This is a genomic window from Pandoraea sp. XY-2, assembly GCF_004193915.1.
Lineage (GTDB): Bacteria > Pseudomonadota > Gammaproteobacteria > Burkholderiales > Burkholderiaceae > Pandoraea > Pandoraea cepalis.
Window position 1 is genome coordinate 4,325,509 of record NZ_CP030849.1, and the last position, 24,141, is coordinate 4,349,649.

At 64.8% G+C, this 24,141-nt stretch carries 19 protein-coding genes and 4 pseudogenes; 15 read left to right on the forward strand and 8 right to left on the reverse strand.

The genetic code is table 11. From position 1 onward, the window contains the following. The first annotated feature begins 22 nt into the window (after positions 1–22). From lnt to gloA, 7 genes and pseudogenes are all read left to right on the forward strand, one after another. Positions 23–1,578: pseudogene (gene lnt / locus DRB87_RS19495) on the forward strand (apolipoprotein N-acyltransferase). A 207-nt stretch (positions 1,579–1,785) separates the two neighbouring features. Continuing rightward, positions 1,786–2,724, forward strand: coding sequence for a glycine--tRNA ligase subunit alpha (gene glyQ / locus DRB87_RS19500; RefSeq protein ID WP_017235211.1), 939 nt, complete (start codon positions 1,786–1,788; stop codon positions 2,722–2,724). Continuing rightward, entirely contained in the window at positions 2,721–4,850 is a 2,130-nt protein-coding gene (gene glyS, locus DRB87_RS19505; RefSeq protein WP_130027068.1) for a glycine--tRNA ligase subunit beta, read from the forward strand. Before glyQ ends, glyS begins: the two co-directional genes overlap by 4 nt. Positions 4,851–4,882: 32 nt before the next feature. Then, the gene (gene gmhB / locus DRB87_RS19510) at positions 4,883–5,476 is read left to right on the forward strand and encodes a D-glycero-beta-D-manno-heptose 1,7-bisphosphate 7-phosphatase (RefSeq protein WP_017235209.1); all 594 of its coding nucleotides are present in this window, start codon (positions 4,883–4,885) and stop codon (positions 5,474–5,476) included. Between the two features lie 91 nt (positions 5,477–5,567). Then, a pseudogene (locus tag DRB87_RS19515) lies at positions 5,568–6,370 on the forward strand (lysophospholipid acyltransferase family protein). Between the two features lie 85 nt (positions 6,371–6,455). Further along, entirely contained in the window at positions 6,456–7,334 is an 879-nt protein-coding gene (locus tag DRB87_RS19520; protein ID WP_240756068.1) for a M48 family metallopeptidase, read from the forward strand. Positions 7,335–7,445: 111 nt separating this feature from the next. After that, positions 7,446–7,847 (forward strand): lactoylglutathione lyase, encoded by a 402-nt coding sequence (gloA, locus tag DRB87_RS19525; RefSeq protein ID WP_026132205.1) that lies wholly within the window; start codon positions 7,446–7,448, stop codon positions 7,845–7,847. A 108-nt stretch (positions 7,848–7,955) separates the two neighbouring features. Here gloA and DRB87_RS24045 read toward each other — a convergent pair whose 3' ends face one another. After that, entirely contained in the window at positions 7,956–8,393 is a 438-nt protein-coding gene (locus DRB87_RS24045; protein ID WP_130027070.1) for a rubredoxin, read from the reverse strand. Positions 8,394–8,633: 240 nt separating this feature from the next. On the opposite strand from DRB87_RS24045, the gene DRB87_RS19535 reads away from it, so the two are divergent. Further along, entirely contained in the window at positions 8,634–9,524 is an 891-nt protein-coding gene (locus DRB87_RS19535) for a DMT family transporter (protein ID WP_130027072.1), read from the forward strand. Here the strand turns inward: DRB87_RS19535 and rsmA are convergent. From rsmA to DRB87_RS19560, 5 genes and pseudogenes are all read right to left on the reverse strand, one after another. Then, positions 9,499–10,332 carry a 16S rRNA (adenine(1518)-N(6)/adenine(1519)-N(6))-dimethyltransferase RsmA gene (gene rsmA / locus DRB87_RS19540; protein WP_130027074.1) on the reverse strand — a complete coding sequence of 278 codons (834 nt, stop codon included), beginning with the start codon at positions 10,330–10,332 and terminating at the stop codon, positions 9,499–9,501. The two genes, DRB87_RS19535 and rsmA, sit on opposite strands and share 26 nt — an antisense overlap. A 10-nt stretch (positions 10,333–10,342) precedes the next feature. Next, a pseudogene (gene pdxA / locus DRB87_RS19545) lies at positions 10,343–11,421 on the reverse strand (4-hydroxythreonine-4-phosphate dehydrogenase PdxA). 51 nt (positions 11,422–11,472) lie between these two features. Then, the gene (locus DRB87_RS19550) at positions 11,473–12,840 is read right to left on the reverse strand and encodes a peptidylprolyl isomerase (RefSeq protein ID WP_130027078.1); all 1,368 of its coding nucleotides are present in this window, start codon (positions 12,838–12,840) and stop codon (positions 11,473–11,475) included. Continuing rightward, a complete protein-coding gene (locus DRB87_RS19555; RefSeq protein ID WP_165385373.1) occupies positions 12,833–13,174 on the reverse strand; it encodes an LPS-assembly protein LptD in 342 nt (113 codons plus the stop codon). The genes DRB87_RS19550 and DRB87_RS19555 overlap by 8 nt, the downstream gene beginning before the upstream one ends. Next, a complete protein-coding gene (locus DRB87_RS19560) occupies positions 13,171–15,192 on the reverse strand; it encodes an LPS-assembly protein LptD (RefSeq protein WP_165385374.1) in 2,022 nt (673 codons plus the stop codon). Before DRB87_RS19560 ends, DRB87_RS19555 begins: the two co-directional genes overlap by 4 nt. 163 nt (positions 15,193–15,355) lie before the next feature. On the opposite strand from DRB87_RS19560, the gene DRB87_RS19565 reads away from it, so the two are divergent. From DRB87_RS19565 to purH, 7 genes are all read left to right on the forward strand, one after another. Continuing rightward, on the forward strand, positions 15,356–16,441 hold the full coding sequence (locus DRB87_RS19565) for an aminoglycoside phosphotransferase family protein (RefSeq protein WP_206100039.1): 1,086 nt from the start codon (positions 15,356–15,358) through the stop codon (positions 16,439–16,441). A gap of 19 nt (positions 16,442–16,460) precedes the next feature. Continuing rightward, positions 16,461–17,201, forward strand: coding sequence for an N-acetylmuramate alpha-1-phosphate uridylyltransferase MurU (gene murU / locus DRB87_RS19570; protein ID WP_130027983.1), 741 nt, complete (start codon positions 16,461–16,463; stop codon positions 17,199–17,201). Positions 17,202–17,243: 42 nt separating this feature from the next. Further along, positions 17,244–18,575, forward strand: a complete 1,332-nt coding sequence (locus tag DRB87_RS19575) for an aminopeptidase P N-terminal domain-containing protein (protein ID WP_130027084.1) — start codon at positions 17,244–17,246, stop codon at positions 18,573–18,575. Between the two features lie 47 nt (positions 18,576–18,622). Next, the gene (locus tag DRB87_RS19580; RefSeq protein WP_240756069.1) at positions 18,623–19,909 is read left to right on the forward strand and encodes a UbiH/UbiF/VisC/COQ6 family ubiquinone biosynthesis hydroxylase; all 1,287 of its coding nucleotides are present in this window, start codon (positions 18,623–18,625) and stop codon (positions 19,907–19,909) included. Between the two features lie 108 nt (positions 19,910–20,017). Continuing rightward, entirely contained in the window at positions 20,018–21,046 is a 1,029-nt protein-coding gene (gene dusB, locus DRB87_RS19585) for a tRNA dihydrouridine synthase DusB (protein WP_370363116.1), read from the forward strand. After that, positions 21,043–21,276: a Fis family transcriptional regulator gene (locus DRB87_RS19590; protein ID WP_010803993.1), complete on the forward strand. Its 234-nt coding sequence runs from the start codon at positions 21,043–21,045 to the stop codon at positions 21,274–21,276. Before dusB ends, DRB87_RS19590 begins: the two co-directional genes overlap by 4 nt. A gap of 143 nt (positions 21,277–21,419) precedes the next feature. After that, positions 21,420–22,985: a bifunctional phosphoribosylaminoimidazolecarboxamide formyltransferase/IMP cyclohydrolase gene (purH, locus tag DRB87_RS19595; RefSeq protein WP_130027089.1), complete on the forward strand. Its 1,566-nt coding sequence runs from the start codon at positions 21,420–21,422 to the stop codon at positions 22,983–22,985. Between the two features lie 87 nt (positions 22,986–23,072). On the opposite strand, the pseudogene DRB87_RS19600 reads toward purH, so the two are convergent. Both DRB87_RS19600 and DRB87_RS19605 read right to left on the reverse strand, forming a co-directional pair. Continuing rightward, positions 23,073–23,915 (reverse strand): annotated as a pseudogene (locus tag DRB87_RS19600) (porin); the annotation flags it as partial. Then, entirely contained in the window at positions 23,915–24,127 is a 213-nt protein-coding gene (locus DRB87_RS19605; protein ID WP_130027093.1) for a hypothetical protein, read from the reverse strand. The pseudogene DRB87_RS19600 and the gene DRB87_RS19605, both read right to left, overlap by 1 nt. Positions 24,128–24,141 lie beyond the last annotated feature (14 nt).

The window sequence follows — 24,141 nt, forward strand, 5'->3', positions numbered from 1 at the left end:
TCTTCATCGACCCATGCAGGAAATGACCCTCCACGCGCCCGAGCGGCGCTCGTGGCCCGCCTGGCGTGCCCGCGCGCTCGCCGGCCTGGCCGGTATCGCCCAGACCCTCGCCTTCGCGCCGCGCGACGTCTGGTGGCTGCAACTGCTGGCCATGGCCGGGCTGTTCGCGCTCGTCGAGCGCAGCGCGTCGCGCCGCGACGCCCTCTGGCTAGGCGGCAGTTTCGGCGTCGCGTCGTTCGCGTCCGGCATCTGGTGGCTCTATATCAGCATGCATACGTACGGCGGCATGCCCGGCATCATGGCCGGTGCAGCCGTGCTGCTGTTCTCGATCTATCTCGCAATCTATCCTGCGCTGGCGACGTTCATCACGCGTGGGGTCTCCCCCAGCGGCCTGTGGCGTACCCTCGCGTTCGCGGGGGCATGGACGCTCGCGGAATGGCTGCGCGGCACCGTGTTCACGGGCTTCCCGTGGCTGTCGCCCGGCTACGCCCATGTCGATGGCCCACTGGCAGGCTTTGCGCCGCTCATCGGGGTCTACGGCATTGGCGGACTCGCCGCACTCGCGGCGGCCTGGCTCGCCCGCGCGGTGCTTCCCGTCGCCGGCACGACACCACCGGCCGGGCCCGCCCGGCGGCTGGCGGCTGTCGTCAGCGTGCTGGCGCTGCTCGGCGCGGGCGCCGGGCTTGCGCGCCACGCCTGGACCACCCCGTCGGGCAAGCCGCTCACCGTTCGGCTGCTGCAAGGCAATATCGCGCAGGACATGAAGTTCGAGCGCGCGGGGATCGATCACGCGATGGCACTGTATCGCGACATGATCGTGGCCGCACCGGCGGACCTCATCATCACGCCGGAGACGGCCTTCCCCGTGTTGCTGCAAGGCATACCGCCCGATGTGGCCGGCCCGATCCGCGAATTCGCCGATCGCACCGGCTCGCACGTGGTGCTCGGGCCGTCGGCGCCACGCTCACCGATCGCGGCCCGACGGACTTGACCAACAGCCTGTTCGGCGTCACGCCGCGCGACATGACGCTGCATCGCTACGACAAGCATCATCTCGTGCCATTCGGCGAATTCGTTCCGTGGGGCTTTCGCTGGTTCGTCGACATGATGCACATCCCGCTGGGCGACTTTCTGCGCGGCACGGCCACGCCGAGCGGCTTCGCGGTCGGCGACCAGCGCGTGGCGCTCGACATTTGCTACGAAGACTTGTTTGGCGAGGAAATCGCCCAGACACTGCGCAGCATGCCCGAGCCCGCGACGGTGCTCGCCAACTCGACCAACCTGGCGTGGTTCGGCGACACCATCGCGCTCGACCAGCATCTGCAAATTGCACGCATGCGCACGCTCGAAACGGGACGTCCGATGCTGCGGGCGACGAACACCGGCACGACGGCGATCATCGATGCCCACGGCCGCGTACAGGGCCGTCTGCCGACGATGGCCACAGGCGCTCTCACGGGCAGCGTGCAGCCCTACAGCGGCCTCACGCCGTACGTCCGCTTCGGCAACCTGCCCGCGCTGGGGCTCGCCCTGATCGCGCTGGGCCTCGGACTGGCCATGTCGCGCAGGGTGCGCTGAGTCCGAGCCGCCGTCGCGACGGCGACATCGAAATGACGCGGGGGGCCGTGAAAATCCCCCTGTCTGGCTACCCGAAGGGCATCGACGCCCCGTTCGGGTCGAATTCCCGCTAAAATTCAATGTTTTAGTCTTTTGGCCGCGCTCGCGGCCGGGCCAGAAGACTGCGCAAAATCCGCATTTTTTTCTGTTCGTCCGCGCGAATTCATCATGCTTACCTTTCAACAAGTCATCCTGACTTTGCAGGATTACTGGGACAAGCAAGGCTGTGCGTTGCTCCAGCCTTACGACATGGAGGTCGGCGCCGGTACCTCGCACACTGCCACGTTCCTGCGCGCGATCGGCCCGGAGCCGTGGCGCGCCGCCTATGTGCAGCCGTCGCGCCGTCCCAAGGATGGCCGTTACGGTGAGAATCCGAATCGCATGCAGCACTACTACCAATACCAGGTGGTGCTCAAGCCGGCACCGGAAAACATTCTCGACCTGTACCTGGGTTCGCTGCGCGCGCTCGGCCTCGATCTGACCGAAAACGACGTGCGCTTCGTGGAAGACGACTGGGAAAACCCCACGCTCGGCGCCTGGGGCCTGGGCTGGGAGGTGTGGCTCAACGGCATGGAAGTGACCCAGTTCACGTATTTCCAGCAAGTCGGCGGGCTTGACTGCAAGCCGGTGCTCGGCGAAATCACCTACGGGATCGAACGTCTGGCCATGTATTTGCAACAGGTCGAGAACGTCTACGACCTCGTGTGGACCGAATGGGAAGAACAAACGGCCGAGGGCCCCGTCACGCGTCGCCTGACCTATGGCGACGTGTTCCATCAGAACGAAGTCGAACAATCGACGTACAACTTCGAGCATTCGAATCAACCGATGCTGTTCGGCTTCTTCGATAACTATGAGAGCGAAGCCAAGCGCCTCATCGAAGCCGAACTCGCATTGCCCGCCTACGAGATGATTTTGAAGGCTGCCCACACGTTCAACCTGCTCGACGCGCGCGGCGCCATTTCGGTGACGGAACGTGCGGCGTATATCGGCCGTATCCGGGCGTTGTCGCGCCTGATCGCACAGGCCTACTACGCTTCGCGCGAGAAGCTCGGCTTCCCGATGTTGAACGCCCCCGCCGCCCCAACCCAAACGCAAGCCGCATGATGAGCACCGCACAACGCACCCTGCTGGTCGAACTGCTGACCGAAGAATTGCCGCCGAAGGCGCTGGCGCGTCTGGGCGACGCGTTCGCCGACGGCATTGCCCACGGCCTGCGCGCGCGCGGCCTGACCACGGACGTCAGCGTCGTCACGCCGTACGCCACGCCGCGACGCCTGGCCGTCTCGATCTCGAATGTGCTCGAACGCGCCCCGGACGCGAGCATCCGCGCCAAGGTACTGCCGGTCTCCGTCGCCCTCGACGCTGACGGCAACCCGACGCCGCCGCTGGCGAAGAAGCTTGCCGCCATGGGCTTTGCCGACCTGCCGGTCGCCAGCCTGGAGCGCTCGATGGATGGCAAGGCCGAGGCCTTCTTCCACACCTACACGGCGGCGGGCGCCCAACTGGGCGACGCGCTGCAAGGGGCGCTCAACGAGACGCTGGGCAAACTGCCGATCCCGAAGGTCATGAGCTACCAGCGTCCGGACGGCGAGACGGTGCAATTCGTGCGCCCGGTGCATGGCCTGATCGCGCTGCATGGCGACACCGTCGTGCCCGCCACGGCCATCGGCCTCGCCTCGGGCAACAAGACACTGGGACATCGCTTCCTGTCGAATGGCGAAGTCGTCGTCGCGCATGCCGACGCTTACGCGTCGGCCCTCGCCTCCGAAGGCAAGGTGCTTGCCGGTTTCGCGGATCGCCGCAATGCGATTCGCACGCAGTTGCTTGACGCGGCGGGCAACGATCATGTGATCATGCCCGACGCACTGCTCGACGAAGTGACCGCTCTCGTCGAATGGCCGGCGGTCTACGCCTGCCACTTCGAAGAGGAATTCCTCGCGGTGCCGCAGGAATGTCTGATTCTCACGATGCAGACGAACCAGAAGTACTTCGCGCTCACTGACAAGCCGCTCGCCGAGGGCGGCCGTCTGACGAACCGCTTCCTGATCGTCTCCAACATTGCGACCGACACGCCCGAACAGATCGTCACGGGTAACGAGCGCGTGGTGCGCCCGCGCCTCGCGGATGCGAAGTTCTTCTTCGAGCAGGACAAGAAGAAGCCGCTCGCGGACCGTGTGCCCCAGCTCGCGAACGTCGTTTATCACAACAAGCTGGGCTCGCAGTTCGAGCGTACGCAACGTCTGGTGCGACTGGCCGGTGCCATTGCGCAGATGATCCGTGGCGCGGACCAGAACGCCGTGGCGATGGCCGAGCGCGGCGCCCTGCTGGCCAAGGCTGACCTGCTGACCGACATGGTCGGTGAGTTTCCGGAACTGCAAGGCACGATGGGCACGTATTACGCGCGTCACGACGGCGAAGCCGAAGACGTCGCGCGCGCCTGCTCGGAACATTATCAGCCGCGCTTCGCGGGCGACGCCCTGCCCGCGAGCGACACGGGTCTCTTCGTGGCGCTGGCCGACAAGCTCGAGACGCTCGTCGGCATCTGGGGCATCGGCCTGCAACCGACCGGAGAGAAAGACCCGTTCGCGCTGCGCCGCCATGCGCTGGGGATCGCGCGTATGCTCGTCGAGCGGCGCCTGCCGGTCATGCTGTCGGACTTGCTGAACGTGACGTACCGGCAATTTACGTCGGGTGTCGCCAGCGACGCGTACCTGAACGACGTCTACCAGTTCGTGCTCGATCGCCTGCGTGGCTATTTGCGCGAGCGTGGCTACGCCGCCAACGAGATCGAGGCGGTTCTGGTATCCCCGTCGATCTACCTGGACCTGAGCGATGTAATCGAGCGCCTGGAGGCCGTGCGTACGTTCTCGGCGCTGCCGCAAGCCGACGCGCTTGCCGCGGCAAACAAACGCATCGGCAACATCCTTAAGAAGACGGCGCCGCCGCCCGAGGGCGTCATCAAGGCGTCGCTGCTGATCGAGCCGGCCGAGAAGGCGCTCGCCGCCGCACTGGACAAGGTCACCCCGGTGGTGGATGAAAAGTTCAGGGCGCACGAGTACGCACAAGCGCTGTCGGCGTTGGCCGACCTGCGCGATGCGGTCGACGCGTTCTTCAACGACGTGATGGTGATGGCCGACGACGAGGCACTGCGCAACAATCGCCTCGCCCTGCTCAGCCATCTGCATCTGAAGATGAACCTCGTGGCCGATCTCTCGAAGCTCGCCGCTTGATCGCGGCCTAATGTCCCGGAAGCCCGTTCGTCATGGATTCGCGTAAAGACCGCACCCCCGGCCCCGCCGCCCGCAAGCTCGTGATTCTGGACCGTGACGGCGTCATCAACGCCGACTCGGACCAGTTCATCAAGTCGACGGATGAGTGGGTACCGTTGCCCGGCAGTCTGGAGGCCATCGGCCGCCTGAATCAGGCCAGCTACCGGGTCGTCGTGGCGACGAACCAGTCAGGCGTGGGGCGCGGGCTGTTCGACATGGCGACGCTCGGTGCCATGCACACGAAGATGTCGAAGCTGGCCGTCGCCGCCGGCGGCCGCATCGACGCCGTGTTCTTCTGCCCGCACACCGCCGCCGACGCCTGCGACTGCCGCAAGCCGCGGCCCGGTCTGTTTCAGGAAATCGCGCGCCGCTACGAGGTCGACCTGACCGGCGTGCCGGCCGTGGGCGATTCGCTGCGCGATTTGCAGGCGGCGGCGGCGGTCGGCGCACGCCCGCATCTGGTGCTGACCGGCAAGGGCAAAAAGACGCTCGCCGCAGGTAATCTGCCCGAAGGCACGCGTGTGCATGACAGCCTGCAGGCGTTTGTGAACGACCTGCTCGCCGAAGAGGACGCCAAGAGCGCGTGAGCGGCGCGGCGCTTGCCCGCCACATTACTCAGGACGCGCATCGGCGCGCGTAGGACAATCGCTCCGGCACCCTATTTCAGGCCAAGATCCGATGTTGCAACTTCGTTCGATTCTCTTCTTCATCTTCCAGATCGTCTGGACGATTCCGTACGCCATCGCGTGCATCGTCTCCTTCCCGTTCCTCTCGCGCGTGCAACGCTACTGGGTCGCGGCGGGCTGGTGCAAGGTGGTCATCTGGGTGGGCGACAAGCTGTGTGGCATGCGCTACCGGGTCATCGGCTGGGAGAATCTGCCCGATACCCCCGCGGTCCTGCTGTCGAAGCATCAGTCGGCCTGGGAGACGATTGCGCTGCCGGCGCTCATGCCGCGCCCGCTGTGTTTCGTGTTCAAGCGCGAGCTGCTTTACGTGCCATTCTTCGGCTGGACGCTGGGCCTGCTCAGCATGATTCACATCAATCGCAGCAAAGGCACCGATGCGTTTCAGTCGGTCGTTGCGCAGGGTCGCGAGCGCCTGGCCCAAGGATCGTGGATCATCATGTTCCCGGAAGGCACACGTACGAAGACTGGCTCGCGCAACAAGTACAAGTCGGGCGGCGCGCGCCTCGCAACGGCGACCGGCGCCCCTGTCGTGCCCATCGCGCACAATGCCGGGCGCGTCTGGCCGCGCAACACGTTCATGAAAAAGCCCGGGGAAGTGATCGTGTCGATCGGGCCGGTCATCGAGACGGCGGCCGCACGGCCGAGGCCGTCAACGCCGACGTGACCGAATGGATCGAGCGCGAAATGGTGCGCATCGACCCGAGTGCCTATACGGCAACGCCGGCGAAGACCGCGTCCCAATCGCCGGATTCACCCGCTTCGTCGGACAAGCCCGACACCACGCCACGGACCTGACGCTATCTCCCGGAACCGTCTCATGTCGAAAGTCCAATCCGCTATGCGCGACACTCGCTCCCGGCATGAGACACCTGTTCCCCAGATGGAACTCGATCTGTTCGGCAACCCGGCGGCCGAAGCGAATGGGGTGGCCACGGACGTGCCAGGCCCTTCCGTAACACAGAGTCCCTCGGCAAGCGACACGAGCACACGCCACGAGCCCACGGCGGCGGCCCCGGGTCCGCGTCGCCTGCCCGCCGCCGGCGAGCGGGTGATCGTGCTCGACGGCCATGCCATCTACTACCGGTTCAAGCGCTCGTCACGACGCACCATCGGGTTCATGATCGACGAATCGGGACTGGCCGTCACGGCCCCGCGCTGGGTCACGCTCGCGGACGTCGAAGCCGCCGTGGTCGAGAAAAAGCGCTGGATCTTCAACAAGATCGCCGAATTTCGCGATCGCGCCGCGCGTCGAGTGATTCCGCGTGTGATCTGGGCCGACGCCACCACGCTGCCGTTCCTCGGCCACACGCTGACGATTCGGCTCGGCGCGAGCGCTCGCGCTGCACAGTACGACATCCATACGCATACGTTGTGGCTCGATTTGCCGCCGCAAGCCGCGCCGGAGCAGATGCGCGACCGCGTGCAGGGCTGGCTGCAGCAGGAGGCCCGCAAACTTTTTACAACGCGGTTGGAAGTCTATGGCGAGCGCCTCGGCGTGCGTCATTCGGCGCTGGGGCTGTCATCGGCCACCACGCGATGGGGCAGTTGCAGCGCTGACGGGCGTATCCGCTTGAACTGGCGGCTGATTCACTTCCCGCTGGGCGTGATCGATTACGTGGTCGCGCACGAACTGGCACATCTGAAGGAGATGAACCACGGGCCTCGTTTCTGGCAAGCCGTGGCGTCGATCTTCCCGGAGTTCGAGTCGGCGCGCGATACGCTCAAGTCGCATGCGCCCGAGTGGCTACCGGAATTCTGACCGCACGGTCGCGTCTGATCGTTAGCATGGCTCAACGCTGCGTGAATGCAGCTCATTTTCATGCGCGCGGGTACAATTGAGTTCTCGTTGTCCCCATCGGTTAAAAACACCATGCGAATGCTCCATACCATGCTGCGCGTCGGCGACCTGCAGCGCTCGATCGATTTCTACACGCGTGTGCTTGGCATGCAACTGCTGCGTCAGAGCGAGAATCCCGAGTACAAGTACACGTTGGCTTTTGTCGGCTATGGCGCCGAGTCGGAACACACGGTGCTTGAACTGACCTACAACTGGGGCGTGGAGAAGTACGAAATCGGCACCGCGTTCGGCCATCTGGCGATCGAAGTCGACGACGCCTACGTCGCCTGCGACACGATCCGTGCGGCCGGTGGCAAGGTCAGCCGCGAAGCCGGACCCGTCAAGGGCGGCACCACGGTCATCGCCTTCGTCGAAGATCCGGATGGCTACAAGATCGAATTGATCCAGAAGCATTCGGCCAAGGGCGGCTTGTAAAGCCCGCCAATCCGCGCGCCACGCGGTAACGGCCGCCCATTTGCGGTGGCCGTTACCCGGATGACACAACAGCGTGCCGGCCACCTCCGTGCAGACCGGCCCGACGCGTCAGAACTCCACCATCGCAAAGTCCTCCTTGCCCACGTCGCACAACGGGCAACGCCAGTCCTCCGGCACATCTTCCCAGCGGGTTCCGAGGGCAATGCCGTCGTCCGGACAGCCGAGCGCTTCGTCGTAAATCCAGCCACAGATCACACAGACCCATTGGCGGTAGGCCGGCGCCGTGTCGCCGGACACGACGGGCGTAGCACCGTCGTGCTGTGTCGTTTCGGTCTTCTGCGGTGCCGCCGGATCCAACAGAGGGAACACGAGCGGCGATTCGGTGCCCGAGGCAACGGGTTCTCGCCGGCTCAAATGCGATTGGAGCGCGGCGAGCAGTGCTTGCGCCTCATCGCGAGTGAGATCGATCCAGTACGGATCGCCCGCCCCGTCGTTGAGTCGTGACGGGGAGAACTGAAGTTCGACGGCGGAGCCTTTCTTGTACATGCGCAATAGTGCGAAAAATGACGGCGGAGGCAGGCACCACGGCCCGCGCGGAGCATTGTATCGCCACGGCTATGTGCAATAAACCCGTGGAATAGGGAAACATAATGTCGCGAGACGAAACAATGCGTCCCGGATTACCCCTGTTGCCTGCACCAGAATGATGCCCGGGCGACCGGGATCGGAGACAATGAGCCACACAGCGTATCGGGCTCACGATACGTCGCCATCCGAACCAATTTCATGAAAACCACTCCGCGTCCGATCGATGCCGCCGCGCTCGCCATCATGTTTGGCCTATGTGCGGTTTGGGGCGGCCAGCAGGTCGCCGTCAAACTGGCCGTGCCTGTCGTGCCTCCCGTGCTGCAAGCCGGCCTGCGCTCGCTGATCGCGACCGTGCTTGTCGGCGGCTGGATGCTGTGGCGCCGTCAGAAGCTCTTCACCGGCGACGGCACCTTGCCGGCGGGCCTCCTTGCGGGCTTGCTCTTCTCGCTGGAATTCCTCTGCATCTTCGTCGGCCTGACGCACACGACGGCCTCGCGCATGGCCGTCTTCCTGTACTCGGCCCCCTGCTTTACCGCCATGGGCCTTCACTGGACGGTGCCGAGCGAACGGCTGCGACCGATGCAATGGCTCGGCATGGCCGTCGCCTTCTGCGGCATCGTGGTGGCGTTCTCCGACGGCAGCGGCTCAGACCTCGCGAAAACGTGGCCCGGCGACCTGCTCGGCCTCCTCGCCGGCGTGTTCTGGGGAATGACGACGGTGATCGTCCGGGCATCACGCCTGGCGAGCGCCGCGCCGTCGAAGACGCTGCTTTACCAGCTCGCCGTCTCGGCCGTGTTGCTGTGCGCACTGGCACTGGGGACAGGCAGCGTGCACGTCGGTCCGATGACGGCCACGACATGGGTCAGTCTCGCCTATCAGTCCATTGGCGTGGCGTTTGCCAGTTACCTGATCTGGTTCGGGATGCTGACGCGCTACAGCGCCGCCCGCCTCGCGTCGTTCTCGTTCCTGAGCCCGCTCTTCGGCGTAACGTTCGGCGTGCTGGTGCTGGGCGAATCGGTCGGCTGGCGCTTCGCGGGCGCCGTCGTGCTCGTGTTCGCCGGGATCAGCCTGGTGAACCGGCGCCACTGATGGCACGTGAGAGGTTCACGTATTCGCCGACCGGAACGTCCTCGGCGCGGCGCGTGAGATCGAATCCCAGCGCGTCGAAATCGACACGATCGCGGTAACTGTGCAGCGTGTTGCGCAGCATCTTGCGGCGCTGCGAGAACGCCTGCGCCACCACCGCGCCGAACACGTCCAGATCGACCTGCGGCAGATCGGCCACGGCACGCGGAATCATCCGCACCACGGCCGAGTCGACCTTCGGCGGCGGATTGAACGCCTGCGGTGGTACGTCGAGCACCTTGTCCATCCAGTAGCGATACTGAAGCATGACCGAGAGCCGGCTATAGTTGCTCGACCCCGCGGGTGCGACCATGCGCTCGACAACCTCGTCCTGCAGCATGAAGTGCTGATCGCGCACGAGCGCAGCGTAGCGCATCAGATGGAAAAGCAGCGGACTGGAGATGTTGTACGGCAAGTTGCCGACGATGCGCAGCGGGGCTTCGTCGCGTCGATCCGCCGGAACAAGCGATCCAAAGTCGAAGTCGAGCGCGTCGCCCGCATGCACGCTCACGCGCTCACCGAACTTGCGCGTCAGGCGCGCAACCAGGTCGCGGTCGAGTTCGACCACATGCAAATGCGCGAGCCACTCCGTGAGCGGCGTCGTCAGCGCGCCCAGCCCCGGCCCGATCTCGACCATCAGGTCGTCGGTGCGCGGCGAGATCGCGCCCACGATCGCGTCGATCACGCCCATGTCGACGAGAAAATTCTGACCAAAACGTTTGCGCGCCACGTGGCCCTGTTGGACGCCCGTGCGCTTCGATGCGCTACTCATGTGAAATTCCTTATGAACGCGGTTTTGCGGCGTGCGGATCGCCGCTCGCGCCTGCGGTCAATGATGCGTGTGTCGCGGCATTGGCTGCCATGGTGGCGGCCGTACGCAAGGCTTCAAGCAGGCTGCCGCTCTCGGCTTGCCCGGTGCCGGCGAGATCGAGGGCCGTGCCGTGATCGACCGACGTGCGGATGATCGGCAGGCCTAGCGTGATGTTCACGCCTGCGCCAAAGCTCGCGTACTTGAGCACCGGCAGTCCCTGGTCGTGGTACATGGCGAGAACCGCATCGGCCCCTTCGAGGTGGCGTGGCTGGAAGAGTGTATCGGCGGGATACGGGCCGCGGGCGTCGATGCCGGCAGCACGCGCGTCGTCGAGGGCCGGTGTAATGACGTCGATTTCCTCTCGGCCGAGGTAGCCTGACTCACCCGCATGCGGGTTGAGACCCGTGACGAGAATGCGCGGACGCGTCACGCCGAAATGACGCATCAGATCCTGATTGAGGATGACGAGCGTTTGCAGCAGATCGTCGCGACGAATCGCACCCGGCACTTGCGCGAGCGGCAGATGCGTCGTCGCCAGCGCCACGCGCAGTCCACCGCCGGCCAGCATCATCACGACACGTGGCGTGCCGGTGCGCTCGGCAAGGTACTCGGTGTGGCCGGTGAAGGCCACGCCACAGTCGTTGATCGTGCTCTTCTGTAGCGGTGCCGTGACAATGGCGTCATAGGCGCCGGCCAGCGCACCATCGATGGCATCGTCGAGCAGGGCCAGCACGTAACGGCCATTGGCGGCGTCTAGCTTACCTGGCTGTGCCGTGACGGCAAGTGGATGATGCACGACGCGCACGCGAGCACTGGCCAGCAATGCCTGCCATGCGTCGCCAAGCCCCACCGCCTGCGCGCGTGCCGCGAGCAGCGACGCATCGCCGAGCACGGCGAACTGGCAACGGAGAAGGGGGCGTTGACGCTGATCTCGGTGGCACCTTCCGTGGGCGACAGGCACTTCACAAGTGCCTGCACCGTCAGCTCCGGCCCGACGCCCGCCGGTTCACCCGTGGTGATGGCGAGGACGAAGGACCGGTCGGAAGTCATGCCTGGGACGAGAGAGAAAGGAGAGGGGGACTGAAATGTCTCACACGCCGCTTACTGTTGCGCGTTATTGAGACGATAGTCGACGTAAGCACTGTCGCGCAGTTGCTGCAACCAGTCGCGGTACTGCTGCTCGGCCTTGCGGCCACGCAGTTCCTGCATGGCGACATTGCGCTCCTGATCGCCCGAGACCTGCGTCTCGCGATGACCCAGCACTTGAATCAGGTGATAGCCATACTCCGAGCGCACCGGGTCGCTGATCTGGCCGTCCTTGAGTTCGGACATGGCACGCTCGAACGCCGGTACGGTCTCGCCCGGCGAGATCCAGCCGAGATCACCGCCCTGCGATGCCGAACCGTCCGCCGAGAACTGCCGCGCGAAGTCGGCGAAATCGCCCTTGCCCGCTTCGATCTTGGCCTTGATATCGAGCAGCTTTTGACGCGCCTGCGCTTCCGACACACCATCGCCCACCCGGATCAGGATGTGACGCGCGTGGATCTGCGGCACGGTCATGCCCTGCTCACCGCCCTGCTTGCGGGTCTCGACCAACTTGATGACGTGGAAACCGTTGTTGCTGCGAAGCACCTGCGGAACCACCGTCCCTGGCTGCAGCTTCTGAATCTGGCTCAGGTACAGATCGGGAATGCGTTCGGGAATGCGAAAGCCCATGTCGCCACCGCTGGCGGCATCGGAGGCGTCTGAATACTGCTTGGCAAGCGCGGCGAAATCTCCGCCGGCTTTCGCCTTGTCCAGCGCTTCGTCCGCCTTCTTCTGCGCCGCGCTGACCTGGTCGGGCGAAGCGCCCTCGGGCAGCTTCACGAGGATTTCGCTCAGACGGTACTCGGTCTCGGACGGCGTAGCCGTGGCGCCGCGCTGTGCGGCGAGGAAGGTGTTGACTTCCGAATCGCTGACCTGCACCTGGCTGTCGACTTCGCGATCGCGCAGGCGTGCCATCACGATCTGTTCGCGCACTTCCTTGCGGAAGGCATCCCACGGCACACCGGCCTGCGACAGTCTCGCCTTGTACTGATCGATGCTCAGATGGTTGTCGGCGGCGATGCGTTGCAGGGCCTGCTCGACGTCGGCGTCCTTCACGACGATGCCGTCTTCCTTCGCGCGTTGAAGCTGCACTTGCGTGACGATCAATTGCTCGAGCACCTGGCGCTGCAGCAGATCGGCGTCCGGAATCGGGCGCTTGGCGAGCACGAGCTGGTGCTTGGCCTCCTCGATACGCGCGTCGAGTTCCTTCCGGGTGATCACGCTGTCGTTGACCACGGCCACGATGGAATCGACCGCGCGCACGGACGATGCAGGCGTTCCCGCGACACGGCTACCCACCGGCGCCGGCTGGGCCACCGCCACCCCGGCGGCGAGACACAGGCTCGCCAGCAGCGAGGCACGCTTCACAAACATGTCATTCATAGTTGCTGAATCGAGAAGGAATCTGGTTCGTCGGCGGCGCCTGATAACCCGGCACCCCGACCTTGAAGGCTTCTGTGGCGCTGTTGCCGGACTTCGTCAAGCCTTTTAGCTCCAACTGCGCGAAGATACGCGAAGTTGTCGTGGTGGCATTGGTCGCATAGCGCTGGAGCCCCACCCGGAAGGCCCAGCAGTCGGCATCATACTCGAAACCCGCCAGGGCATCGATGAAGGTCTTGTCGGTAATGCTGTAGTTCAGGCGCCCCACAACGCCCAACCGCGGTGTGATCGGCCACTGACCGGAAAGTTCGACCTGATTGATCGGCGTGACGGTCAATGCCGTCTGTCCCACGACCGGCACAGGGTTTCGGAGGTAGCGGTAATACACGTTGAACACCCGTCGCTCCCCGGGCGCCATGTCACGCCGACATCCGAGCGGTTGAACTGCGACGTGCTCGGGCTGTATTGCACGGCGGTGCTGAACGTGATGTTTCGGTAAAGCAATGCCGAACCACCGACCAGAAAATCGGATATGCCGGCGTCTTCCGGCGTGCCGCCCGGCATCGTCACGAGCGAGCGCGTGAAGTTGTAGCGCTGCGCGTACCAGACACGGCCTCGCTCCACCCCCGACTCCGCATCGATCAGGCGCGAGGTCAGTGCCGCCGTCACGCGATTGGCATCCTGAATCCGGTCGACGCCGATGAACGAGTTCTCGCTGAAGATTTCCGCCAGGTTGAAGTCGGAAACCGCACTGTCGAATATCGGAATGGAACTCTGATTTCGATACGGCGTGTAGACATAGAACAGGCGCGGTTCCAGCGTCTGCCGCATCGCCGAGCCGAACAGGTTCAGCGGGCGCTCAAACGTCAGTCCGGTATCGAGACTGAGCGTCGGCACCGTGCGCGTGATCGACGACTGCATTGTCGAGCCGTTTGGATAATCGATGTTGTACGCGGCCGCGTTGAAGATGACCTTCGGCACGATAAAGTAGCCGGGCGTCAGGATCGGGTAGCTCAACGTAGGCTGCGCGTAAATGCGCTCGCCATTCGGCTGCCCCGTCGACGACGCAATCTGGAACCGGTTGTACCGGATCGGCATCGTGAAATCGAAGCCGTGGAAGTCCAACCTGCTGTAGGTCGCCGACAGTTCCGGCACCGATTCGTACTGCGGCGCAGACGGCGCGAGCGTCTGATACTTCAGCACTCGGGCGAGGAACGACCAATTGCCGTACCCCCACGTCAAACCGGCTTCGCGATTGTAGACGCGCTGCACACCGGTCTGGAAGTTGGTGCCCGCACCAAAATCGTCCGGATAGGTGTCGTCCGAGACCTTCGTGAAATTAACGTAGCCATTCACGCCGTAGCCGAGCGCCTGGCTATGCTGCCATGTGAACGTGTAGCGGGCGTCCCCCGTAATTCGGTCCTTCGGCAGGTATTCGAAATGGAACAACCCTGCGTACGTCGGCTCGAGGTAGCGGAAATCGCCGTTGAGCATCACACCGCGCTTGGTCATGAAGCGGGGGGTGAGCGTCAGGTCACGGTTCGGCGCGATATTGAAGTAATACGGCGTCGCCAGCTCGAAACCGGTGCGGGTCGACTGAGTGAAAGTCGGCGCCAGGAAGCCCGAGCGACGCTCGTTCGACGTCGGGAACGACAGATACGGGCTGGCGAGAATCGGCACGCCCTGGAAAAACAGGATGCCGTTGTACGCCGTGCCTTCCTGCTGCTCCTGATCGAACTCGAACTCGGACGCCTTGATGTACCAGGCCGGCGTCTTGCCGTCGTCCGTGCACGCGCAGGCGGAATACGTGCCGCGCTGCAAGGTCACCACGTTGCTCGCCTCGACGTCCGCGCGCTCCGATTTTCCGCCCCCGCCCGTCACGAGCTTGTAGGTCGGCGTCAGCATATAGCCGTCGCCCGCACCGGTGTACATATGCGCCTCGGGGCCGAGGAACAGATTGCCCCCTTGCGACAGGCGCGCATTGCCACGCGCCACGACCTCGTCAGAGTCCTGATCGTACGTGAGGCGATCGCCCTTCACGAACGAACGGTACTTGCGCGCCTCGGCGTCCCCATCGACGGTCGCATCCACGTTGGTCCGGCCAGTGAGGTGCATGCCGCGCACATACATCGGCACGTCGTCTCCGGCACCCAACGGGTTGTCGACGAGCGCCGGCACCGTGCGCAATACCAACCCATCGCTCTTGGCAATATCGGGAGGGGGGGCTTCCTGCGCACCGGCGAGCGAACACCACACCCCCGGCAGGGAGAGCAGGAGGGCCAGCGGCTTTCGGCGCGCGCGCATCAGGCGCCGCAGCGAAGAAACTTCATTCGTATGGACTTGTTTATCCGGCATGTACGCAAACAGCGTGACAATCGAGGCGCCGCTTGCAGGCAGCCAATCCCGCCTGTCTGCACGGCGTTGCCGGGACATTCGGGACGGTCGATCGAGGTCGAGAAACAGGGCGTCTGGAAAACATGATCGGGTATTATATGGCAAGACGTTTACGACCCCCATCATGACCGCACATCCCGCCGCCTCCGCGAGTGTTTCCGACGCTTCCCACGCGCTCTCCAACGCCACCGATTCTCGCCTGCAAGCCCTCGGCCACTGGCTCGCCAGCATCGCCGAACCATTCGCGCTGGATATGGCGCAGTGGGCGCCGGCCTCCGCGGACGCCAGTTTCCGGCGCTACTTCCGTATCGGCAGCCACGATCCTGCGCATCCGAGCCTGATCGTGATGGATGCGCCGCCGCCGCAGGAGGATTGCCGTCCGTTCGTGCACGTCGCCCAATTGCTCGCCGACGCGGGCCTGCAGGCGCCGAAGGTGCTCGCCGAAGATCTCGCGCAGGGTTTCCTGCTGCTCACGGACCTCGGGTGCGAGACGTATCTCGACGTCATCACCGAGGACAATGCCCGCCCGCTCATGCGCGCCGCGCTCGATGCGCTGATCGTCTGGCAGAGGCAGTCCCGCCCGGACGTGCTGCCCGCCTACGACACGGCGCTGCTCCAACGCGAGCTCGATCTGTTCCCGGACTGGTACGTTGGCAAGCACCTGAAGGTGACGCTGAGCGCGGACCAACGGGCGACGCTCGACCGCGTCAATCAGTTGCTCATCGACAATGCGCTCGCGCAGCCCAAGGTGTTCGTGCACCGCGATTACATGCCGCGCAATCTGATGCCGGGCCTGCCGGGCACCACGGGCCCCGGCATTCTCGACTTCCAGGACGCCGTCTACGGACCGCTCACGTACGACGTGATCTCGCTGATGCGCGACGCCTTCCTCAGTTGGGACGAGGAGCGTCAGCTCGACTGGCTGGCGTATTACTGGGAACGCGCCCGCAAGGCCGGCCTGCCGGTCGACGCCGACTTCGGCGAGTTTTACCGTCAGGCGGAATGGATGGGGCTGCAGCGTCATCTGAAGGTGCTCGGTATTTTCGCGCGCATCAACTATCGTGACGGCAAGCCGCGCTATCTGGCCGACACGCCGCGCTTCCTCGGCTACGCGCGCAAGGTCGCCGACCGCTACGCGCCGCTCCGCCCGCTCGCCCAGTTGCTCGATGCACTGACCGGCCAGGGCACGGATGTCGGTTACACGTTCTGAGGCGCACCGCATGTCCGCAATGAAGGCGATGATCTTCGCGGCCGGGCGCGGCGAGCGCATGCGCCCGCTCACCGACGCCACACCGAAGCCGCTGCTCGGTGTCGGCGGCAAGCCGATCATCGTCTGGCAGATCGAAGCGCTGGCGCGCGCGGGGTTCACCGACATCGTCATCAATCACGCGTGGCTGGGCGCGCAGATCGAAGCTGCGCTCGGCGACGGCAGCGCATTTGGCGTTCGGCTTGCCTACTCGGCCGAGCGCGAAGCCCTGGAAACCGCCGGCGGAATCGCCTGCGCACGCCCGTTGCTCGAAGGCGCCGGCGATGTGTTCCTGGCGATCGCCGGTGATATTTTCACCTCGTTCGACTACGCGGCGTTGCGCCCTCATGCGGCACGCATGGCCGCGCAGCCTGCGCCCGGCATGCACCTGGTGATGGTGCCGAACCCACCGTTTCATCCGAAAGGTGACTTCGCCCTCGATCCGGGTGGCCAACTGCATCTCCCCGAGGCCGCCCCGCCAACGGCCCAGGCGCTGACGTTCGGCAGCATCGCGCTGTACGACCTCCGACTCTTTGCCGACATCGCCTCGGGCACGCGCATGGCGCTCACGCCGCTGTACCAGCGCTCGATCGCCGCCGGGCGCGTCAGCGGCGAACGTTTCGATGGCCTGTGGGAAAACGTTGGCACCCCGGCACAACTCGCTGCCTTGAATGCCGACGTGCAGGCCCGGCACAACCGCCCACCCGGCAGTAGAATCGCCTGACAACGTATTCAATCGACCGAACCCACCGAAATGGAGCCCGCGATGACTGATTCTCCGTACCGCGCCCGCCGCGAGCGCGTCATCGAACAGATGCGCAAGGCCGGTGGCGGTGTCGCCATCCTGCCGACGGCGCCGGAAGTGCCGCGCAACCGCGACAGCGACTACCCTTATCGTCACGACAGTTATTTCTATTACCTGTCAGGCTTCACGGAGCCCGATGCGGTCGTGGTGCTCGACAGCCGCACGGGTCATTCCATCCTGTTCTGCCGCGCGAAGAACGAAGAACGCGAGATCTGGGACGGCTATCGTTACGGCCCGGAAGCCGCGCGCGAGACCTTCGGCTTCGACGCCGCCTACCCCATCGACGAGATCGATACGCGCGTGCCGCAACTGCTGGCCGACGCGCCGGCGCTGTTCTATGCGCTCGGCGCTTCGGCGCAGCAGGATCGTCAGGTCCGTCACTGGCTGAGCGCCGTGCGGGCGCAAGGACGCACGGGCGTGTCGGCACCGTCCGTCGCACGCGATATCCGCGCGATCCTCGACGAGATGCGTCTGATCAAGGACCCGGTTGAAATCGACATCATGGCCCGCGCAGGCAAGATTTCGGCAGAAGCCCATGTGCGCGCGATGAAAGCGTCGCGCCCAGGGCTGCGTGAATATCATCTCGAAGCCGAGTTGCTGTACGAATTCCGCCGCAACGGCTCGCAGTTCCCCGCTTACGGTTCGATTGTCGCCACCGGCGCCAATGCCACGGTGCTGCACTATCGCGCAGGCGACGCCAAGCTGCGTGACGGCGATCTGTGCCTGATCGATGCCGCTTGCGAACTCGATGGCTACGCGTCGGATATCACCCGCACGTTCCCGGTCAACGGCAAGTTCACCGCGGCGCAGCGCGAGCTGTACGACATCGTGCTCGCCTCGCAACAGGCCGCCATCGACGTCACGCGCGCAGGCGCGCGCTTCGACGCCCCCCACGACGCCGCCGTGCGCGTGCTTGCCCAGGGCATGCTCGACACGGGCCTGCTCAAGCGCGATGCGGTGGGCGGCCTCGACGACGTGATCGCCAACAAGTCGTTCAGCCGCTTCTACATGCACCGCACGGGGCACTGGATCGGCATGGATGTCCACGATTGCGGCGAGTACCGCGAAGACGGTCCGAACGGCGAACGTCCGTGGCGCACACTGGCCGCGAACATGGTGACGACCATCGAGCCGGGCATCTACGTGCGCCCCGCGCCGGACATCGACGAGCGTTACTGGAACATCGGCATTCGCATCGAGGACGATGCGGTCGTGACCGCCGACGGCTGCACGCTGCTCACCCGCGACGTGCCCGTGGATGCCGACGAGATCGAAGCGCTGATGCGTGGCTGATGACTGACGTTCAGGCTCCCGCAGCTTCCACACACGCGTCCCACGCGGTGGGCGACGCTCGCGCGCGTCGGTTCGATCTGGCGATCGTTGGCGCAGGCCCGGTCGGCACGGTGCTCGCGCTTGTGCTCGCGCAGCGCGCGCCGCAGCTACGGATCGCGCTGGTGGATGCGCGCGGCGCGCAGGTCGGGTACGACGACCCTCGCACGCTCGCGCTCTCGCATGGCAGCCGTGAGATTCTTGCGCGCGCCGGCGTCTGGCCGCACAACGCGGCCGGTCTCGACAGCACACCGATTCAACATATTCACGTCTCGCAAGCGCGGCGCTTCGGCAGCACTGAAATTGATTATCTCGATCACGGCGTCCCCGCACTCGGTTACGTGGTGCGATACGGCGCCCTGATGCGCGCACTGGACACCGCCATGTCGCGCGTTCCCGCCCACGTCGAGCACGCGCCGCCGCCAGCGTCCGTCTCGCCGGAGGGGTCCGACGCGTTGCCCGCACCGGATCGACCGGGTCTGCATCACTTCCGCCCGTACCGAGCCATTGCCCTGAGCCAGGACGCACAGCAGGTCACGATGACCCTCGGCACGTCCGTCGACGATCGCGCGCAAACGCTGCACGCCGCGCTCGCCGTCAATGCCGAAGGGGGGTTGTTCGAGCGGCAGATGGCGCGCCCTCACGCGCGCGACTACGGCCAGACCGCGCTCGTCGGGTTCGTCACCTGTGAGCGGCCCCGCATCGGCTGGGCATGGGAGCGCTTCACGCCGGAAGGCCCGTTGGCGCTGCTGCCGCAGGAAAACGGCTACGCGTTGGTGTGGTGCTGCCCGCACGCCGAGGCGAAACGTCGGCGCGAACTGGGCGACGCCCAGTTCCTGAGCGAGCTGCACGCCGCCTTCGGCGACCGCATGGGCCGCTTCACCTCGATTGTCGGCCGTGCAGGTTTCCCGTTGGGCCTCAACGCGCTCGGCCAGGTCGTCGACGGCCGGATCGCCGCCATCGGCAACGCCGCGCAAACGCTCCACCCGGTGGCGGGACAAGGCCTGAACCTCGGCCTGCGCGACGCCTTCGACCTGGCCGACGCTCTCGTTCGCGACATTCGCGGCGGCACCCCGCACCACGGCGTGCCGGGCCCGGCGACCCTCACCGCCTTCGCCCGCCGACGCCGCGCCGACCGCGGTCTGACGATCGGCATCACCGACCTGCTGCCCCGCGTCTTCGGCATCGACGCTGCCCCTGTCGCCCTGCTGCGCAGTGTAGCCCTCGCCAGCCTCGACCTCGTTCCGCCGCTCAAATCCGCCTTCGCCCGCCAGATGATGTTCGGCCAGCGCGGCTAAGTGTGCGGCTTCCCCGGCGCGACGATCGGACCGCCTGCTCATTTTTTAGGCGACGAGAATGGGTTTTCGCAGTAAAATGCCAACTTTTTCCCGCCTTTTCCCTACATCGTGCATATCGGCCCCCACGAACTCCGCAATAACCTGTTCGTCGCCCCCATGGCGGGTGTGACGGATCGGCCGTTCCGCCAGTTGTGCAAGCGACTCGGTGCGGGCTATGCCGTCTCGGAGATGGTGGCCTCGAACGCCCAGCTCTGGAAGAGCGAGAAGACGATGCGCCGCGCCAATCACGCGGGCGAAGTCGCGCCGATCTCCGTGCAGATCGCAGGCGCCGACCCGGCCATGATGGCCGAGGCCGCCCGCTACAACGTGGAGCGCGGCGCCCAGATCATCGACATCAACATGGGTTGTCCGGCCAAGAAGGTGTGCAACGTCGCCGCCGGTTCGGCCCTGCTCCAAAACGAACCGCTCGTGGCCCGCATCGTGTCCGCCGTCGTGAGCGCCGTGGGCGATGTGGTACCGGTCACGCTGAAGATTCGCACAGGCTGGGATCGTGAGCACAAAAACGCCCTCACGGTCGCCCGTATTGCCGAAGACTGCGGCATCAGCATGCTCACGGTGCACGGGCGCACGCGCGCCGACCTGTATCACGGCGACGCGGAGTACGAGACCATCGCCGCCGTCAAGGCCGCCGCCCGCATTCCGGTCGTCGCCAACGGCGATATCGACTCGGCGCAAAAGGCCAGGCATGTGCTGGACGTCACGGGCGCCGACGCCATCATGATCGGCCGCGCCGCCCAAGGGCGTCCGTGGTTGTTCCGCGACATCGAGCTGTTTCTCACGACGGGCGAGATCGCCTTGCCGCCGCGCGTCGACGAGATCCAGCAAATCATGAACGAACACCTCGAGGATCATTACGAGTTTTACGGGGAATACACCGGTGTGCGGACCGCGCGGAAACATATCGCGTGGTATTCGCGTGGCCTGCCGGGGGCAGCCACGTTCCGCCAGCGTATGAATACGCTCGACACCACGCAGGAACAGTTGGCTGCGGTCAACGAGTTTTTCGAACAGCAGAAGGCGCACTCGGACCGTCTCTGCTATGAACAAGAATCGCCGAGGGAGCTATTAGCCGCATGAGCAAAACAAACATAGAACAATGCGTGCGCGACAGTCTGGATTCGTATTTCCGCGATCTGGACGGCGCACGACCACACGATGTCTACGATATGGTCGTCTCGGTCGTCGAGAAGCCGCTGCTCGAGTTCGTGCTCGGCAAGGCCGACGGCAACCAGTCGCTCGCTGCCGAATACCTGGGGATCAACCGCAACACGCTGCGCAAGAAGTTGCAGCAGCACGGCCTGCTCTAGCCGTTGCGCGCGAACGGGAGGCCCGCTGGACCCGCGCGCCGCCCGTCAGCCCCATCGCGGGGTGCGCCTGCGTCGATGACGTCGCATCGCGCCCGCCCCATTTGCTCAACTCGCCCGTTTTTGCCGCTTCACTACTGTCCGTCATGATTAAGCAAGCTCTCATTTCCGTCTCCGACAAGACTGGTATCGTCGACTTCGCCAAGTCGCTCGCTGCCCAGGGCGTGTCGCTCCTCTCCACTGGCGGTACCGCCAAGTTGCTGGCGCAAGCCGGCCTCAAGGTGACCGAAGTGGCCGACTACACCGGCTTCCCGGAAATGCTCGACGGGCGCGTGAAGACACTGCATCCGAAGGTTCACGGCGGCATTCTGGCCCGCCGCGACCTGCCCGAGCACATGGCCGCGCTCGCGAAGCACGACATTCCGACGATCGACCTGCTCGTGGTGAACCTGTACCCGTTCGTGCAGACCATCGCGCGCGATGACTGCTCGCTCGAAGACGCCATCGAGAACATCGACATCGGTGGCCCGACGATGCTGCGCTCGGCCGCGAAGAACCATCGCGACGTCACCGTGATCGTCGATCCGGCCGACTACGCCGTGGTGCTCGACGAAATGAAGGCGAACGGCAACACGGTCGGCTACGCCACGAACTTCCGTCTGGCCACGAAGGTGTTCGCTCACACGGCCCAGTACGACGGCGCGATCACGAACTACCTCACGAGCCTGGGCGAGTCGCTGCGTCACACCGAGCGCTCCGCCTACCCGGCCACGCTGAATCTCGCGTACACGAAGGTGCAGGACATGCGCTACGGCGAGAACCCGCATCAGAGCGCTGCGTTCTATCGCGACATCGTCACGCCGGAAGGCTCGCTGGCGAACTATCGCCAGCTCCAGGGCAAGGAACTGTCGTACAACAACATCGCCGACGCCGATGCCGCGTGGGAATGCGTGAAGACGTTCGACGCGCCGGCCTGCGTCATCATCAAGCACGCCAATCCTTGCGGCGTGGCCGTGGCCGCATCGCCGGTCGACGCCTACGCCAAGGCATTCCAGACCGATCCGACGTCGGCCTTCGGCGGCATCATCGCGTTCAATCGCGAAGTCGACGAAGCGGCCGCGCAAGCGGTCGCCAAGCAGTTCGTGGAAGTGCTCCTCGCGCCATCGTTCACCGACGCCGCCAAGCAAGTCTTTGCGGCCAAGCAGAACGTGCGCGTGCTCGAAGTGCCGCTCGGCAACGGCGTAAACCAGTACGATTTCAAGCGTGTGGGTGGCGGTCTGCTCGTTCAGTCGCCGGACGCCAAGAACGTGGCCCCGCATGAACTGCGCGTGGTGACGAAGCGTCATCCGACGCCGAAGGAAATGGAAGACCTGCTCTTCGCCTGGCGCGTGGCCAAGTACGTCAAGTCGAACGCTATCGTGTTCTGCGCCGGCGGTATGACGCTGGGCGTGGGCGCTGGTCAGATGAGCCGTGTCGACTCGGCGCGCATCGCCAGCATCAAGGCCCAGAACGCCGGCCTGTCGCTGAGCGGCTCCGCCGTGGCCTCTGACGCATTCTTCCCGTTCCGTGACGGCCTCGACGTGGTGGTCGACGCAGGCGCGACCTGCGTGATTCACCCGGGTGGCTCGATGCGCGACGACGAAGTCATCGCCGCAGCCGACGAGCGCAACGTCGCCATGCTGATGACGGGCACGCGTCACTTCCGTCACTAAGCCCTCGCCGCGATGGCCCTCGCCGGGTCATCGACAGGCGATATGAGAGGACACCCAGGATCCCCGGGTGTCTTTTTTTTCTCAGCCTCAGAAGTAGTGTGCGAGACCCACGGCCACACCGACCTGATTGCTGCCCGGCAGGATGCTCGCGCCATAGCCGGTCACGCCCAGATTGGAGCCGTTCTGATTGCGCGATAAACCGACTTCCGCGAACAGTTGTGTGCGTTTGGAAAGCAGATACGCCGCATTGGCCGCCAGCAAAAACGGATGTTGATTGGCCGACGTGATGTTGTTGTAGTAGATCGCCCCCGAGAGAATCACTTCGGTCACGGGCCGGTACTGCAACCCGGCGAAGATCAGTTCATTGCGGCCCGCGACGCCGGGCACGTCGCTCAGATACCACTGATATCCCACGAACGGCTTGAAGTTACCGACGGCATAGCTCGCCCCCGCCGCCACCCGCTGCGTGGTATTGCCCTGCGTCGCGACCGACGTGCCACGTTGCTGGTCGTACACCAGCGAGACATTGAGCGGACCGTTTCCGTACCCGACCGACACGCTGTACTCCTTGCCCACACGCCACTGCCCCGGCACCTGCGCACCATTGGCAATGCTGGCGTCGTAACCCGTCGAGAACAGGCCAGCGACCTTGATGCCGTTGAAGTTGCCGGCGTACTTGATCGAGTTGTCGGCCTTGCCAACGAACTGAGCATCGAGTGCGGGCAGCGAATAGCTGTAGTACGAAAGCGGATCGAGTTCGAGGAACGCATCGTAAATCAGGTTCTTCTGTCGGCCGAAAGTCAGTGCCCCCCATTGATTCTGCAAACCCACATACGCCTGGCGGCCAAACATGCGTCCGCCCTGCTGGAGCTGTCCCGAGTCGAGATTGAACCCCGCTTCGAGCTGCATGATCGCCTTGAGCCCACCGCCTAGATCTTCCGCCCCTTGAAGCCGAAGCGATTCGCCGCCTGAGACCCGTTGCTCACGCGAAAGAGTGACGCCTTGCTGCCGTTCGCGCCAGCGGCTGCGTTACTGAGGTATTCCAGACTGTTGTCCAGAATGCCGTAGATCTGCAGCCCATCCGCTTTGGCGCAGCCCGCCGCAAGCGTCAACGCCATTGCCAACCAAACCTTGTGTTTCATGACATTCCCTATTT

Bases quoted from the DNA above. Each gene is read 5' to 3' on its own strand.
- DRB87_RS19520 (WP_240756068.1), top strand. From the start codon at position 6,456: ATGGAACTCGATCTGTTCGGCAACCCGGCGGCCGAAGCGAATGGGGTG.
- DRB87_RS19535 (WP_130027072.1), top strand. From the start codon at position 8,634: ATGAAAACCACTCCGCGTCCGATCGATGCCGCCGCGCTCGCCATCATG.
- DRB87_RS19565 (WP_206100039.1), top strand. From the start codon at position 15,356: ATGACCGCACATCCCGCCGCCTCCGCGAGTGTTTCCGACGCTTCCCAC.
- purH (WP_130027089.1), top strand. From the start codon at position 21,420: ATGATTAAGCAAGCTCTCATTTCCGTCTCCGACAAGACTGGTATCGTC.
- gmhB (WP_017235209.1), top strand. From the start codon at position 4,883: ATGGATTCGCGTAAAGACCGCACCCCCGGCCCCGCCGCCCGCAAGCTC.
- gloA (WP_026132205.1), top strand. From the start codon at position 7,446: ATGCGAATGCTCCATACCATGCTGCGCGTCGGCGACCTGCAGCGCTCG.
- murU (WP_130027983.1), top strand. From the start codon at position 16,461: ATGAAGGCGATGATCTTCGCGGCCGGGCGCGGCGAGCGCATGCGCCCG.
- DRB87_RS19560 (WP_165385374.1), bottom strand. From the start codon at position 15,192: ATGCCGGATAAACAAGTCCATACGAATGAAGTTTCTTCGCTGCGGCGC.
- DRB87_RS19605 (WP_130027093.1), bottom strand. From the start codon at position 24,127: ATGAAACACAAGGTTTGGTTGGCAATGGCGTTGACGCTTGCGGCGGGC.
- DRB87_RS19590 (WP_010803993.1), top strand. From the start codon at position 21,043: ATGAGCAAAACAAACATAGAACAATGCGTGCGCGACAGTCTGGATTCG.
- glyQ (WP_017235211.1), top strand. From the start codon at position 1,786: ATGCTTACCTTTCAACAAGTCATCCTGACTTTGCAGGATTACTGGGAC.
- DRB87_RS19550 (WP_130027078.1), bottom strand. From the start codon at position 12,840: ATGAATGACATGTTTGTGAAGCGTGCCTCGCTGCTGGCGAGCCTGTGT.
- rsmA (WP_130027074.1), bottom strand. From the start codon at position 10,332: ATGAGTAGCGCATCGAAGCGCACGGGCGTCCAACAGGGCCACGTGGCG.
- glyS (WP_130027068.1), top strand. From the start codon at position 2,721: ATGATGAGCACCGCACAACGCACCCTGCTGGTCGAACTGCTGACCGAA.
- DRB87_RS19575 (WP_130027084.1), top strand. From the start codon at position 17,244: ATGACTGATTCTCCGTACCGCGCCCGCCGCGAGCGCGTCATCGAACAG.
- DRB87_RS24045 (WP_130027070.1), bottom strand. From the start codon at position 8,393: ATGTACAAGAAAGGCTCCGCCGTCGAACTTCAGTTCTCCCCGTCACGA.